Origin of the sequence: Pseudomonas sp. NFACC51 (assembly GCF_900103575.1) — a bacterium.
Taxonomy (GTDB): domain Bacteria; phylum Pseudomonadota; class Gammaproteobacteria; order Pseudomonadales; family Pseudomonadaceae; genus Aquipseudomonas; species Aquipseudomonas fluorescens_Q.
This window is the reverse complement of sequence record NZ_FMXH01000001.1, coordinates 423554-437956: the sequence shown is the minus strand read 5'-3', so window position 1 is coordinate 437956 and position 14403 is coordinate 423554. Positions and strand designations below refer to the sequence as shown.

Genomic DNA, 14403 nt, shown 5'->3' with positions numbered 1-14403 from the left:
CGCGTGCCCTGGTCACCGCCACTATCCATTCCAGAACCATCAATGGCCATGACACAAAAAATGGAGACATCGCGATGGAAAAGGCACTGTTCTGGGAAGACTTTACACCCGGCAGAACATGGACTGCCACACAGTCTGCCGCCATCACAGAGGAGCAAATTATTGCCTTTGCGATCGAGTACGATCCTCTGGATATGCATATCGATCCGGACCTTGCCCATTCGAGCCCGTTAGGGGTGCACTGTGCCAGCGCGGTGCAAACCTTCGGTTTTGCGCAGCGCTTGATGTGCGAGGCGTTGTTTCTTCAAACAAACCTCGTGGCGGGAGGGAAGATCGATGCGTTCAGGTTGATTGCTCCGGTAGTGCCAGGAGACAGGCTCAACCTTAGCGCTCAAGCCCTCCGATTACTCATTCACACAAAAAACCCAAACCGAGGCTGGGTTGTGTTCGATGTGGAAGTCGCTACGACAACGGGAAAAGCCGTCCTCGCGTATGAGATCACGGTGTTAATCCTGCGTAGAAGCGGACAGGCTTGTACGTGAGAAGCGGGCCTGGTCACTGCCCACCCTGCCCCAAAACGCCTCAGCCGATTGGCTGAGTGGCGCTGTTGGACGGGTCAGATGAATTTCCAGGGGGATATCCCAGCTTTCATCGAGCGCCCGGACCAAGCGTCCATCCAGTATTTCCTGTTCGGTAAGGCTCTTGGGCAGCCAGGCCACACCTTTGCTTTCCAGGGCCATGGACATGAGTACCGCTGCAAGGTGGCTGCTGAACAGGGGTTTGAGGTGAAGGTAATCCTCTTTGCCACGCAATCTGTGAGCGACGATTCGCCCCAATCCGGACTCATGGGTGTAAGCCAGGTAGGGCAACGCCGCAGGCGAGGTGCCGAAGTTAGCGGAAGCACTCGCAAGCGGTACGAGAACGTCCTCCCCCACCTTCTTGCCGATGAACTGATCTGGAGCCAGTAGCGGTGGAACGTCGGGATGGCGATGGCAAAGCAGAAACTGAACCTGGCCATGTATCAGCATCTGCTCACAGGCGGCCATGCTGGCCGAGTGCAGTTGCACGGCCTCGATGGGAGCCCCGCTCTCCAAGCCTCGAAGCCACTTTGGAAAAAATGTAAACGACAGGGAGTGAGTGGCCGCAAATTGAAGCGACTTGGCGGCCATTCCTGCGATCTCTTGAGCCTCGTTGCGCATTCTGTATAGGCGCCTGGCCGCCTCCTGCGCACTGGGCAGAATTTGCCTGCCTGCTTCTGTAAGCGTCGCGCCTTGAGGTGTCCGAACGAACAATTGCACCCCCATCCAGGTCTCCAATGACCGCACCCGGCGACTGAATGCGGGCTGGGTAACATGCCGCGCCTCAGCCGCCCGAACGAAGCTGCCGTACTCCGCAAGTGCTGAAAAATCTTCAAGCCAAACGAGTTCCAAGGGCCATGCCTCCTGTGCATAGGGTGCGGCATTAATAGCATTGGGCGGGGGGCATCGCAACGCATAACGTGGGGCCATCAACAACAAGAGGAACCCGCCATGCGCATCGTAGACATTCGTGAAAAAACCGTTTCGATTGCTTCCCCAATCGCCAATGCCTATATCGATTTTTCGAAAATGACCTGCTCGGTCGTGGCTGTCATCACGGACGTGATTCGCGAGGGGAAGCCTGTCATCGGCTACGGTTTCAACTCCAATGGTCGCTATGGCCAAGGCGCCCTGATGCGTGATCGTTTCCTGGCGCGTATCACCGAAGCGGATCCAGATACGCTCGTCGATCATGAAAACAACAACCTGGATCCGTTCGCCATCTGGAAGACCTTGATGACCAACGAAAAGCCGGGCGGCCACGGCGAGCGCTCGGTCGCCGTTGGCACCCTCGACATGGCGGTATGGGACGCCGTTGCCAAGATCGAAGGCAAACCGCTGTATCGCCTGCTGGCCGATCGTTACCGTAACGGTGTGGCCGATGACAAGGTCTGGGTCTATGCCGCGGGCGGCTACTACTACCCTGGCAAAGACCAGACCAAGCTCAAGGCAGAAATGCAGAGCTATCTGGATCGCGGCTACGACGTCGTCAAGATGAAGATTGGTGCGGTACCTCTGGACGAGGATATCCGTCGTATCGAGGCGGTACTTGAAGTGGTTGGAGACGGTCGTCGATTGGCGGTCGATGCCAATGGTCGTTTCGATCTTCAGACCGGTATTGCCTACGCGGAAGCCATCAAGCAGTACAACCTCTTCTGGTACGAGGAGGTCGGCGACCCGCTGGACTACGCCTTGCAGGCTGAGCTCGCCAATCACTATGAGCTGCCCATGGCCACCGGGGAAAACCTGTTCTCCCACCAGGACGCCCGTAACCTTCTGCGTCACGGCGGCATGCGCCCTGATCGCGACTACCTGCAGTTTGACTGTGCACTGTCCTACGGGCTGGTGGAGTACATGCGCACCCTCAAGGTGATGGAGGAAATGGGTTGGTCTTCCCGCCGCGTAGTGCCTCACGGTGGTCACCAGATGTCCCTGAACATCGCCGCGGGCCTGCACCTGGGCGGCAACGAATCGTACCCCGATGTGTTCCAGCCCTTTGGCGGCTTCGCTGACGGCATCCGAGTGGAAAATAGTTATGTCGGTCTGCCGGATATTCCAGGTGTTGGCTTTGAAGCCAAGTCCGCTTTGTACGCCGTCATGCGTGAGCTGGGCGAAGGCTGATCCCTCTCGTTCTGCGGTCTTTCTGGAAAAGACCGCAGAATCAGGCGTTCTCCACTGACGCCAAGCCACATGCCCATCACAACAATAAAATGAGGTGCTTCCGTGGAAATTTCCAAGTCTCGCTGGTACAGCCAGCTGTACGTGCAAGTGCTGATCGGCATCGTGATCGGTGCTGCAATCGGTTACTTCGTACCTGATGTCGGAGCCAAGCTTCAACCTTTTGCCGACGGCTTCATCAAGCTGATCAAAATGCTGTTGGCGCCCATTATTTTCGGTACCGTCGTCGTGGGTATCGCGAAGATGGGCAGCATCAAGGAGGTCGGGCGGATTGGCGTCAAAGCGCTGGTCTACTTCGAGATCCTTTCAACCATCGCCTTGGTCGTTGGGCTCATTGTGGTCAACGTCGTGAAACCTGGTGTCGGTATGAACATCAACGCCAGCGCACTGGATGGAAGCGCCATTGGCAAATACAGCCAAGCGGCCAGCGAGCAAGGCGGCATCATTGATTTCTTTCTCAATATCATCCCGCCGACCTTCCTTGGCGCATTCTCCAATGGCGTCATGCTCCAGGTCATCCTGCTGTCGGTATTGATGGGTGTTGCCCTGGTTCAAATGGGCGAAACCAGCAAGCCGCTGATCAACACCATTGACCTGTTCCTGCAAGGACTTTTCAAGGTCGTTGCAATGGTCATGCGCTTGGCGCCGATTGGTGCCGGTGCAGGCATGGCTTTCACCATTGGTAAGTACGGCATTGGCACCTTGCTGTCACTCGGCCAGTTGCTGGTCGCGCTCTACACCACGACCTTGATTTTCATCGTGATCGTGCTGGGTACGGTGGCTAGATGGTCGGGCATGCCACTCATGCAATTCCTGCGTTATTTCAAGGATGAAATTCTCATCACGCTCGGGACCTGCTCCACCGAAGCCGTACTGCCGCGAATGATGGTGAAGCTCGAAAAGCTTGGCTGCAAAAAATCCGTCGTGGGCATGGTGTTGCCAACGGGGTACACCTTCAATGCGGACGGCACCTGTATCTATCTCACCATGGCCGCCATCTTTATCGCCCAGGCGACCAATACACCGCTGACCTTCATGGATCAGATGATCCTGCTGGGCGTATTCCTGCTGACCTCAAAAGGCTCGGCTGGCGTGGCGGGTGCAGGGTTTGTGACGCTGGCTGCAACGCTGACAACCATTCACTCCATTCCTCTGGTAGGCCTGGTTTTGCTCTTGGGCATTGACCGGTTCCTGAACGAAGCGCGAGCCGTGACCAACCTGATCGGCAACGGCATCGGCACCATCGCCATTGCCAAGTGGGACAACTCGTTCGATGTCGAGGCCTGCGAGCGTGAAATCGCCGCCATGAAACATGACAAGGCAGCAAGAAAGGCATTGCTGGCGCAAAAATAATCCGCAAAGCGCTCCGGTCATGTCGCTTCGAACACGGCATGACCGGTCGTGGTGCAACGGCAATAATCGGACGCTGTGCTTTGAAAGAAGAACCTGATAGCCGGTCTACTTCCCTCCGGTCACATCCAGAAAGGTGCCCGTCACAAACGAAGCCTGCGGCCCCGCCAACCAGAGAATGGCCCGCGCCACCTCCTCCGGCTGGCCGCCACGCCCCATCGGGATCGTCTCCTTCACCCGGTCGACTCTGCCCGGCTCTCCGCCACTGGCATGCATCTGGGTGTAGATATGCCCGGGGCGAACACAGTTGACCCGAATCCCCTCCCGAGCCACTTCCTTGGCATAACCGGTCGTGAACGTTTCAACCGCCCCCTTGGACGCTGCGTAGTCCACGTATTCATTCGGGCTACCAAGGCGGGCTGACGCCGAAGAGATATTGATGACGGCACCGCCACGCCCGCCATAACGGTAGGCCATGCGCCGGGTCGCGTGTTGCGCGCAGAGCATCGGGCCCAAGGTGTTGACCGCAAAGATTCGCTGCATGCGCTCGAAGCCAAGATCTTCCAAGCGAGATTGGCGTGCCAATATCGAAGCGTTGTTGACCAGCACATCGATTCGTCCGAAGCGCAGGTCAAGGGTGGCGAAGAGTTCGGCGACCTGGGCTGGGTCGGCGTTATCGGCACGTACCGCCAAGGCACGGCTCCCCTTGGCCTCGACTTGCGCTGCCACCGCCAACGCCGACGCCTCATCGGCGATGTAGGTCAGCACGACGTTGTAACCTTGCTCAGCGGCCAGCAGGGCCGTCGCCGCCCCGATCCCGCGCCCGCCTCCGGTGATCAGGATCACAGGGTTTTGCGAACGGTCATTCATGGTCAATCCTCACAGCCCAATGAAAAAAGTGGCGTCAACCGATCACCAGCGTACCGAGCGCAATAACGGCGCATGCGAGCAGCTTGCGCAAGGTCAATGCTTCGCCAAGAAAGGCGTACCCGATCAAAGCGGCGAACATGACACTGGTTTCCCGCAGGGCGGACACCGCTCCCATCGGGGCATGGGCCATGGCATAGATCACGACGCCGTAGGCCAGCAATGAAACCAACCCGCCAGCGAAGGCTGCGGCGATACCTGGCCGCCAGGCAAAGAGGCTGCTGGCATCTCGCAGTCCGATATAAACCAGGGGCATCATCACGCCCCACAACAGGCACATCCAGGCGGTGTAGGCCATTGGCGCCCCGGAGAGGCGAACACCCATGCCATCGACGACGCTGTAAGCGGCAATGAAAAAACCGGTTCCCAGTGCGTAGCGCAAGTCAGGTAACGCCCGCCGGCGCCCGGTATAAGCCAGCGAGAGGATTCCGGTCGACACCAACGCAATACCTAGCAGTCCACTCGGCGCCACCCGCTCGCCCGCGAACAGCGAAGCGGCCAGGACGATCAGGATCGGGGATACACCGCGGGCGATTGGATAGGTCTGGCCCAGGTCGCCGGACTTGTAACTGCGCACCAGGAACAGGTTGTAACCCACGTGCAATACAGCGGAGAGTCCGACGCAGAACCAGCTGGCACGGGCGGGCGGCGCCAGCAGCGCCGCCACGATGACGCTCGCCAAGGCTATCGCCACGCACATGATGGTCATGGACCACAAACGGTCGGTGCCCCCACGCAGCATGGCATTCCAGCTGGCGTGCAGCAGCGCGGCGAACAAGACGAGGCAGATGATGTGTAAAGGCATGCATCATCCTAGACCGATCGAGTAGCGCCAAAAAAGCAAAGTCTCTTCATCCCGACATGAAGAAAACCTCATGCATAAGCGTGCTGCGCGTCCAGGGCCTGGGTAACCAGCCAACGACGAAAGTGGGTGATATGAGGCTGGGTCTCGATCCCCTTGGGGCATACGAAGTAATACGCCAGGGGCGATGCACACGGCAGTTCGAAAAGCCTTTCAAGACGGCCGTCATTGAGTTCGGCTTCGACATGCCCGCTGCGTGCCAGCGCGATCCCTTGTCCCAGGAGTGCCGCCTCGATGGTCATATTGGTATCTGCGTAGCGAATGCTTTCCTTCAAGCTCGTGACCTCGACGCCCACCTGGGCAAACCACTGCTCCCATTTCGGCACCAACGCTGCACCATCGCGCGTAAGCAGCGGATAGCGCAGCAATTCGGCGGCCGTTTGAGGCGTACCAAAGCGTGCAAGCAACGTCGGGCTGGCAACCGGGAAAATCTGCTCGCGGAACAGAAACTCTGAAAACAGCGGAGGAAAATGCCCGTTGCCCAGGCGGATAGCCACGTCCGGGTCTGTCGTCGAGAAATTAATGGGGCTATCGGTACTGTCCAAGGTAAGCAGAATTTCCGGATGCGCTTGCGCCAGATCAGGCAGCCTGGGCAGCAACCACTTCAAGGCGAAAGAATAGGTCGTGCTCACGCTCAGCCGCTGCCGCCCGTTCTGCTCGCGCAGATCGGCCAAGGTGGCCTCGAGCTTCATGAAGAACTCCCGCACGATGGGCGCAAGCGCTGCGCCTGCCGAGGTCAGGTGCTGCGAGTTACCGCGATGAAACAGTTGCAATCCCCAGAGCTGTTCCAAATGCTTGAGCTGGTGGCTCACTGCGCTCTGTGTGACATGCAACTCCTCTGCTGCCGCGGTGAACGTGGCGTGCCGCGTAGCGGCTTCAAAGGCGCGCAGGCTCGAAGAAGGAGGGAGGTTTCGCATGATGGTCCCTTCTATGAGTAAACGCTCATGCTAGCGCCTTTGCATCTGTCGTTGTAGGCAGCTGTTCGCCGACCGCAGACTTAAACGCTATTGGTTTCTCTCCTTCAGGCTTTCGGGGCTGCCAGCGCACAGGCCATCCATGACCAAGTCCATCAATCTGGCAAGACGTGAGCGCCATTCACCCTGGCAATCTATTTGCCATATTCCGGCAGTGGCTAGAAAAAAATCGTCGTGGGTAACCCCGCTACGAATCGTTCCAGCCTTTTCATTTGCCCTCAAAAGCGACTCGGCTGCTGCCTGGACGGGGGCGTACCCCGACTTCCCTGGGAACGTGTAGGTGGAAGCTGCTTGTCGTATCGCGGTCGCAAGTCCCGCCTTTGTCATTGCATATTCAGCGAGGCAATCCATCCATTCTCGGAGGGCTTCCTTAGGGGGTTTTGTCGCGAGCAGCTGTTCCGCCAACGAGGCCACTTGCTGCATTTCGAATTGATAAACCTCGAATACCAGTTCCTCTCTGTTGGCAAAATGGCGATAGAACGTGCCCTGTCCCACTCCAGCTTTCTTCGCAATCGCGCTCAACGGGACCGCAGGATCGAGTGTCAGCTCCGCCACAGCGACCTTCAGAATTCGTTCTCGGTTTTTCTTGGCGTCAGAACGCATCGCCAACTCGTCATTCCTGGGCAAAGTTTTTTCCTTCGCTGCATTGCAAAGCGGACAGTTGTCCGGTAGTTTTTTTAGCAAGTGGACACCTGTCCGCTTACCTACCCTTACCGGAGTTTACTATGAACAGCACTGGCAACACGATCCTGGTTACCGGCAGCACTTCAGGCATAGGCCTCGGCCTGGCGCTCAGGCTCCACAAGGCGGGAAACAATGTCATCATCGCGGGACGTCGCAAGGCTCTGCTCGACAAGATCGTGTCGGAACATCCAGGTCTTGAATCGGTATTGCTGGACGTCGCCGATCCACAATCCATCCAGCACGCCCGCGATGCGCTTGCGATCAGTCACCCGAATCTGAACGTTCTGATAAACAACGCGGGCATCATGCATTGGGAGGATCTGACTGACTCCCACTACCTGGGCACAGCCGAAGATATCGTGACAACGAACCTGCTTGGCACGATTCGCATGGTGTATGCCTTCACGCCCCAATTGATCAAGCAGCCCAGTGCAACGATCGTGAATGTCAGTTCGGCTTTGGCATTCGTCCCATTGCCTGCGACACCGACCTATAGCGCAACCAAAGCGGCCGTTCATTCGTTCACCCAAAGTCTTCGCGTGCAGCTGGAGGATTCATCAGTCGAGGTTATCGAGCTTGCGCCACCGGGTGTGCGTACCACTTTGCTCGGGCAGGAAAATGACGAGCACGCCATGCCTTTGGATGAGTTCTTGGATGAAATCTTCGAACTGCTCGAGATCACGCCGACGCCACGCGAACTTGTCGTTGAACGTGCCAAGCCATTGCGGCTTGCTGAAGCGAACGGGACGCATGATGAGGTATTGAAAATGCTGGCAGGATACAAACCACCGGCTAAATGATGTTAACCGTGTCGGTAGCACCTGCCTCGATGGGGCACCGCTTGTTTGAATAGCGTCTGAAGGAGATTCCTACTCAGTGTGGTTGATGTGTCGAGGCATGTGCGCTAATTTATGTAGCACACTAGATAATAGCCAACTAGACAAATGACTGAACAAGGTGATTTCCAGAAACGCGAGGTGGGCCAGCAATTGTCTTTTGCTCTCTACGGCGCAGCGAACCGAATGGCGCGGCTGCATAAGCCGCTTTTGGAGCCGTTTGGCCTGACATTCCCCCAGTACCTTGTGATGCTGGAGCTTTACACTGCTGAGCCTCGTACCGTGGGAGATCTCGGTACGAAGCTCGGTATGGATACCGGCACCATCACGCCGCTTTTGAAGAGGCTGGAGCTGCTTGGGGTTGTGACTCGAACGCGCGACCGAGCAGATGAGCGTCGCGTGCTCATCGCGCTCACTCGCTCAGGCGAGGCACTTCGGCATGAGCTTTGGGGAGTGACTGAAAAGATTGAATCCGCTTGTCAGCTGACACCTGAAGAATTACTGGCTCTTCGCGACACGCTTAATTCATTCGCACACCCAGCCAAGCGGGTAACTGAATAGTGGTTGGTATATGAAAAGGTCATTGAAATGAAAATCGGAATTATCGGCGCGGGCAACATCGGGTCTACCCTTGCCCGTAAGCTCGCTGCGTGCGGCCATGAGATTAAACTGGCAAACTCGAAGGCCCCTCGGAGCATTCAGAACCTTGCCAACGAAATCGGTGTACAGGCGGTGACCAAGGAAGATGCCGTGTCCGAGGTGGACGTTGTCATTCTCTCGATCCCCTTCGCGAAATACCCTGATCTCAAGCAGACGTTGAGTAATGTTCCCGACAAAGTCGTCGTCATTGACACATCCAATTACTATCCAGGACGGGACGGGTCAATCAAAGAAGTAGACGACGGCAAGCCCGAGAGCGTCTGGGTAAGCGAGCAGATTGGCCGCCCGATCATCAAGGCCTGGAACGCCGTCCTCGCAGCGACACTTGCCGACAAAGGCCAACCCAGCGGGTCTTCAACACGCATCGCCTTGCCTGTAGCCGGGGATGACGCCAATGCCGAGGCAATCGCGCAGGACCTTGTCGAGGATACCGGTTTCACCCCGCTGGCCGCTGGTCGCCTTGAGGACTCATGGCGCCAGCAACCAGGCACGCCTGCGTATTGCACCGAACTAACGTTGCCGGAGCTGAAATCGGCCTTATGTGCGGCAGATAAAACGAAGGCGCCTCAAAACCGGGACGCACTTCTGGCCAAGTTCATGACTCCTGGCAGTCAGTTCACCCATGAGCAAATTGTTGCAACGAATCGTGCAGTGACAGCCTGACTGCCGGATTACGCATCAGTGAGTCCAATCCGACGCTATCGCGAGCAAGCTCGGCTCCCACAGAGGTTCCCGTCAAATGTTGCAGCGAGCGTACGTCGGTGGTCGAGACGTCGCCAATAGATGGTTACGGCAAAATCGTCTCCACCAAGAGCACAGTCCAGCCTTAGCATTACGGTTTTTTCGCCAACAACAGAGGTTCATCGGCAGCTCGGCGGAGAGAGGCTGACCGGCGAATATCGTAAAGATGAAAAGAGCACGCGGCGCGATGAAGTTTATTGCAGACCGGGATATGCTAAGGCGCCATCCGCCCGGCTGGCCTGGCCTGCAAGGAATGCGTCATGGAGTTCGTGGTTCATAGCTATTGCCTGAAAGGCGCACGCCAGGAGCCTTTGCTGCCCCCAGTCACCCTGACCCCGAGTTCGTTGACCTTGACGGTCGCCGAGCTCATTCGCCTGACCGTGGCCGAACAGATCGCCGCGTTGTCGGTCCAGCACTGGCTGGAACAAGCGTCGATGCGTGAAATGCTCGACCGCCAGTACCTGAACGAGCGGGACGTTCTTCGGCAAGCCCGTGAAGGCGCGGTTGTCATGCCTCAGGCCCGCGCGGCTCCAGACCTGGATGTCGGCGTTGAGGTCGAGCGAGCCCTGAAGGGGTTTGAAGCCCGTGCATTCCGCGTTCTGCACAACGGCGTCATGCTGCAAAGTCTCGATGAGACAATCGAATTGAGCCCCCCTTCCACGCTCACGTTTATCCGCCTGGTGCCGCTGATTGGCGGTTGATCCTCGTCGTTCACTTCCCTCGGATACCCTCATGCATTCACGCCGTCCTGTGCCCGAACAAGCCACACGCCTCGCTGCGCTGCGAGCATTCTGTGATAGCGCGTTGGATGACTATCCCGAGCTCAGCCAATATAACGAATTCGAGCCCGATTTCTGGGACGGCATCGACTGCCTGCGCATAGCCGATGACTGGGTCAGGCAGCATCCCCAGGAGGGGCCCAAGGCGCTGGCGGATGGTTTTGTGTTCCCGACCGTTTGGGATGATCTGGAGGACCGTCGCGATCAACAGCGCTATGGCCTGCAATATCGACTCTGCGATGCGTGGATCACGGCTCACCCGGACGCCTATGCGCTGGAGCAGATCTGCGCGCGACTGCGGCACATGCTGCAATTCGCCTTCGAGGACAGTGACTATCCATTGCCCACTGACGAAGATGGCCCGGCCTATTACCGAAGACGTCCGGACCAGGCCTGGGCCTTCCCTGACGTCCCGGCGTGCATCAATCGCCTGAGCCATTACCCGTCCACCCCGGCCTGGCAGGCCTTCGCCGAATGGTTGCTGGACGGCAGTTGGAACCGCGAGCAGCCCCCTTCAACGCCAGGTGGTGAACAAAGGACACTCGCCGATGCGTATATCTACGGGCACGAGGAAATCAGGCGCATCGCGTTGGGCCTGATGGAAGCGGGCCGCCTCGATTACCCGCGCTTCGTCCGGGCGGCCAATACCTGGGGCCGCGCCATGATGTTCTATTCCGACGACGCCGGGCTGGACAGCGATGATGTGGACCTGGATCGGTACGCTGATGAAGGTTTCGACGAAGACGACTCAAACGACGATGACCCGCAAGACATCGATGATGAGTCATCTCAGCCTGACGACGCCCCCGCCGAAGTGCCTTCGGAACTGGCGAACTTCACCGCTCGTTACGTCGAGGACGCCCTGGCTGGATTACCCGACAACGCCGTGAAGCTGGTTGACACCTTCCGTTCGGTAGAGGTGTATCAGACTCGCTGGTTGCTACAGGCCTTGGCGGTCATCGAGCGACTGGGCATGGCGCCGGATGACTTTGACAGCTTCGGCGATACGGCCGCGGTACTCCAATGCTTCCTGCTGCTCCAGGATTTGCCCAAAGACCAATCGGCAGCGCTGCTCGCGGCGTTGTCCGGCTTTTCAAGAAACACCCTGCTGACCGCCCTGCCCTACGCCGGACAAGCCAGTCGGGTGGTGCTCGACGCGCTCGGCTGGCGTGACCTGCAAGCGTTCCAGCGTGAATACCTGAACATTGCCCTGGCACCTCGATCCGGCTGGGGCACCGACCTGCCCAATACGCTGGATGAAACCGTGGGTGTGGTGGATCGCTACCTGCTGGACAAGGCGCTGGCCGAGGCCGACCCAGACCACCTGCGCGAGTACCTCGCGGCACTCGAACCCTCGCACTGGGCATTCCCCGAGACCCGTGTGCTGCTCGACGCCTACCAGGGCATCGGTCGAGCGGCGCTGGAAAAGAAGTTGACCCGCCATGCACAGGCGGCCATGCGCATCTATGGTGTACTGCCCGTCAAGGATGCGGACGACGTACGCCAACGCTATCTGACACTCAAGAAACTGCACAAAGAGGTGCGCAAGTACGGCGCTGAACGCCAGGCCAACTCCCACGCAGCGGTGCAGGCAGGCCTGGAAAACCTGGCGCGTGTCGCCGGTTACCCCTCGGCGATTCGCTTGGAATGGGCCATGGAATCGGAGATCGCCGAGTCCGCCCTGACCGCCACCACCGTCGATGGCTATGACATTACCCTCGTCATCGACGGCTTGTCGCCCACGTTGACCATCTGCAAAGCCGGAAAGACACTCAAAACCGCGCCGCCTGCGGTGCGCAAAAACGCCGATTTCATCGCCCTCAAAACGCAGCAAACCCAGCTCAAGGAACAGATCGCCCGCTTCTGCCGCACCCTGGAAGCGATGATGAGCAGCGGCGAAACCCTGGCCCTGGACGACCTGAAGCCGCTGTTGAAAATGCCCGCCGTTCGCCTGCTGCTCGAACAACTGATTGTGCAGGCCGACGACGCTGCGCTGGGCTGGCTCGATGCCGCGACGCTGACGGTGACTGACCTTGAAGGCCGCCAACACGTCGCTGAAAAGACTCTGCGTATCGCTCACCCTTTTCATCTGTTCACGGCAGGGCAACTGTCGGCCTGGCAGAAAGAAGTGGTGACCCATCGCCGCGTGCAGCCGTTCAAACAGGCCTTTCGCGAGCTGTACCTGCTGACACCTGCTGAGCGAGACACCGGCCTGTGGTCCAACCGCTTTGCCGGCCACCGCCTCAAAGCCAAAGTCGCCGCCCGGTTGCTACAGGTCCGCAACTGGTCGACCTCCAGCGTCGAGGACATCTATTACGAGAGCAAGGAGCACGGCATTTACGCCCTGTTCAACTTTCTGGATACCGGTCATTACCTTTCGGAAACAGAACACTTTACCTTCGACACGATTGCGTTCCACCGCAACCACAAAGCCCTACCCCTTGAGCAAGTACCGCCGCTGCTGTTCTCGGAAGTCATGCGTGACGCCGACCTGCTGGTCTCCGTGGCCCACGCCGCGGACGACTACAGCACCAGCCAAGAAACCCTGCAACGACGCGCCGAACTGGTCGGCGAGCTGATTCGAGGGCTAGGGTTGCAAAACGTTAAATGCGAAGGGCATTTTCTGCACGTGACCGGCCAGCGTGCGAACTACCGCATTCATTTGGGCAGCGCGGCCATCTACATCGAACCTGGCAACTATCTGTGCATCGTGCCCGCAGGCAGCAGCGTCACGGAGTTCTACCTGCCGTTCGCCGACACCGACAGGAAAATGGCCGAGGTGCTGAGCAAGATGTTTCTGTTGCTGGATGACATGAACATCACCGATAGCCTGATCCTGGAGCAAATACAGCGCGGCGGCTGATGGTCAAGAAAATCGAATGACGTCATTCAAGCATTGAAAACACACTCACCCGGCTCAGAGCTTGGCTTTCGCCAGATCCGCAATCAGAAAATCCCTGAATGCACAAACCGCTGCCGGTAAATTGCGTCCAGCCATGCTTTGCAGTTCGATGCGCCGCGCATGCATGCCTTCATCGAGGATCGGCAAACATTGCAGTGCCTTGTCCGCCACCTGCTTGTGCAAGGTCATTTCGCTGGCCAGGCTGATCCCCCCCTCTTCGCGGACGAAGCTATAGAGCGAGGCAACGTAATTAGTGGTCAACACCGGGTCGAACAACAGCCCCTGTACACCGCAACAGATGTCGAACAGTTGCCGTATCGTGGTGTCGGCCTTGGGTAACGCAATGGGCCAGGGTTGCAGCTCAGCGAGGCTGACCGCTTCACGCCCGGCCAAAGGATGAGCGTTGGAGACCACGGCAAAAATCGCCCCGCTCAGGACATGTTCGACCTTGATTTCCTTTTGCGGCGTCAGGCTGAAGGTCATCGCCAGATCGGCTTCACCGGAACGCACCTTCTCGGTCGCTTCGGCAGGCGCACAGACCTCCAAGGTGAAATGAATACCCTGATACTCACGCCGGAACGCGCTGATGGTCCTGGGCATGTATTCCAGTGCAAAGCCTTCCGAGCAGGCCACATGCACATGACCTCGTTGCAAGCCATGCAGCTCGGTAATTTCCAGCACCACCTGCTCGGCCTCAAGCTGCGACTTGCGCGCATAAGCCGCCAGTCGTGCCCCCGCCTCGCTCAGCACCATGCCCCGGGCACGACGCTCGAACAGGCTGGCATCCAGGGCCAATTCAAGCTTGGCAATCTGCCGGCTCACCGCTGACGCCGCGACATTCAGCCGTACCGAGGCTTCGCTGATCGATCCGCATCGCGCCACTTCAAGAAAATAGCGCAGTGCCGTGGACTGCACACCATACAGCTGCATCG

The 14403-nt window shown here is 58.2% G+C and carries 14 protein-coding genes; 8 read left to right on the top strand and 6 right to left on the bottom strand.

Annotated features, from left to right (window positions below; genetic code table 11):
* Positions 1-74 precede the first annotated feature (74 nt).
* A complete protein-coding gene (locus tag BLT00_RS01995; protein WP_092142361.1) occupies positions 75-542 on the top strand; it encodes a MaoC/PaaZ C-terminal domain-containing protein in 468 nt (155 codons plus the stop codon).
* Here the strand turns inward: BLT00_RS01995 and BLT00_RS01990 are convergent.
* Positions 507-1430, bottom strand: a complete 924-nt coding sequence (locus tag BLT00_RS01990; RefSeq protein ID WP_092142364.1) for a LysR family transcriptional regulator — start codon at positions 1428-1430, stop codon at positions 507-509. The genes BLT00_RS01995 and BLT00_RS01990 overlap by 36 nt on opposite strands.
* A gap of 99 nt (positions 1431-1529) precedes the next feature.
* On the opposite strand from BLT00_RS01990, the gene BLT00_RS01985 reads away from it, so the two are divergent.
* Together BLT00_RS01985 and dctA are read left to right on the top strand one after the other, a co-directional pair.
* Positions 1530-2699, top strand: a complete 1170-nt coding sequence (locus BLT00_RS01985) for a mandelate racemase/muconate lactonizing enzyme family protein (protein ID WP_092142367.1) — start codon at positions 1530-1532, stop codon at positions 2697-2699.
* Between the two features lie 102 nt (positions 2700-2801).
* Positions 2802-4109 carry a C4-dicarboxylate transporter DctA gene (gene dctA, locus BLT00_RS01980; protein WP_092142370.1) on the top strand — a complete coding sequence of 436 codons (1308 nt, stop codon included), beginning with the start codon at positions 2802-2804 and terminating at the stop codon, positions 4107-4109.
* A gap of 105 nt (positions 4110-4214) precedes the next feature.
* Here dctA and BLT00_RS01975 read toward each other — a convergent pair whose 3' ends face one another.
* The 4 genes from BLT00_RS01975 to BLT00_RS01960 all read right to left on the bottom strand — a co-directional run bounded on the left by BLT00_RS01975 (position 4215) and on the right by BLT00_RS01960 (position 7472).
* The gene (locus BLT00_RS01975) at positions 4215-4976 is read right to left on the bottom strand and encodes a glucose 1-dehydrogenase (RefSeq protein WP_092142373.1); all 762 of its coding nucleotides are present in this window, start codon (positions 4974-4976) and stop codon (positions 4215-4217) included.
* 34 nt (positions 4977-5010) lie between these two features.
* Positions 5011-5838 carry a DMT family transporter gene (locus BLT00_RS01970; RefSeq protein ID WP_092142376.1) on the bottom strand — a complete coding sequence of 276 codons (828 nt, stop codon included), beginning with the start codon at positions 5836-5838 and terminating at the stop codon, positions 5011-5013.
* A 68-nt stretch (positions 5839-5906) separates the two neighbouring features.
* On the bottom strand, positions 5907-6812 hold the full coding sequence (gcvA, locus tag BLT00_RS01965; RefSeq protein WP_092142379.1) for a transcriptional regulator GcvA: 906 nt from the start codon (positions 6810-6812) through the stop codon (positions 5907-5909).
* An 87-nt stretch (positions 6813-6899) separates the two neighbouring features.
* Complete coding sequence (locus tag BLT00_RS01960) at positions 6900-7472, bottom strand: TetR/AcrR family transcriptional regulator (RefSeq protein ID WP_092142744.1); 573 nt, start codon at positions 7470-7472, stop codon at positions 6900-6902.
* Between the two features lie 122 nt (positions 7473-7594).
* On the opposite strand from BLT00_RS01960, the gene BLT00_RS01955 reads away from it, so the two are divergent.
* The 5 genes from BLT00_RS01955 to BLT00_RS01935 all read left to right on the top strand — a co-directional run bounded on the left by BLT00_RS01955 (position 7595) and on the right by BLT00_RS01935 (position 13432).
* Positions 7595-8353 carry an SDR family oxidoreductase gene (locus BLT00_RS01955; RefSeq protein WP_092142382.1) on the top strand — a complete coding sequence of 253 codons (759 nt, stop codon included), beginning with the start codon at positions 7595-7597 and terminating at the stop codon, positions 8351-8353.
* A 144-nt stretch (positions 8354-8497) separates the two neighbouring features.
* Positions 8498-8950 (top strand): MarR family winged helix-turn-helix transcriptional regulator, encoded by a 453-nt coding sequence (locus BLT00_RS01950; RefSeq protein WP_092142385.1) that lies wholly within the window; start codon positions 8498-8500, stop codon positions 8948-8950.
* Between the two features lie 27 nt (positions 8951-8977).
* A complete protein-coding gene (locus BLT00_RS01945; protein ID WP_092142388.1) occupies positions 8978-9712 on the top strand; it encodes an NADPH-dependent F420 reductase in 735 nt (244 codons plus the stop codon).
* Between the two features lie 338 nt (positions 9713-10050).
* Positions 10051-10491 carry a hypothetical protein gene (locus tag BLT00_RS01940; protein ID WP_092142391.1) on the top strand — a complete coding sequence of 147 codons (441 nt, stop codon included), beginning with the start codon at positions 10051-10053 and terminating at the stop codon, positions 10489-10491.
* A 31-nt stretch (positions 10492-10522) separates the two neighbouring features.
* The gene (locus BLT00_RS01935) at positions 10523-13432 is read left to right on the top strand and encodes a DUF4132 domain-containing protein (protein ID WP_092142394.1); all 2910 of its coding nucleotides are present in this window, start codon (positions 10523-10525) and stop codon (positions 13430-13432) included.
* A gap of 54 nt (positions 13433-13486) precedes the next feature.
* Here BLT00_RS01935 and BLT00_RS01930 read toward each other — a convergent pair whose 3' ends face one another.
* A complete protein-coding gene (locus tag BLT00_RS01930) occupies positions 13487-14401 on the bottom strand; it encodes a LysR substrate-binding domain-containing protein (protein WP_092142397.1) in 915 nt (304 codons plus the stop codon).
* Positions 14402-14403 lie beyond the last annotated feature (2 nt).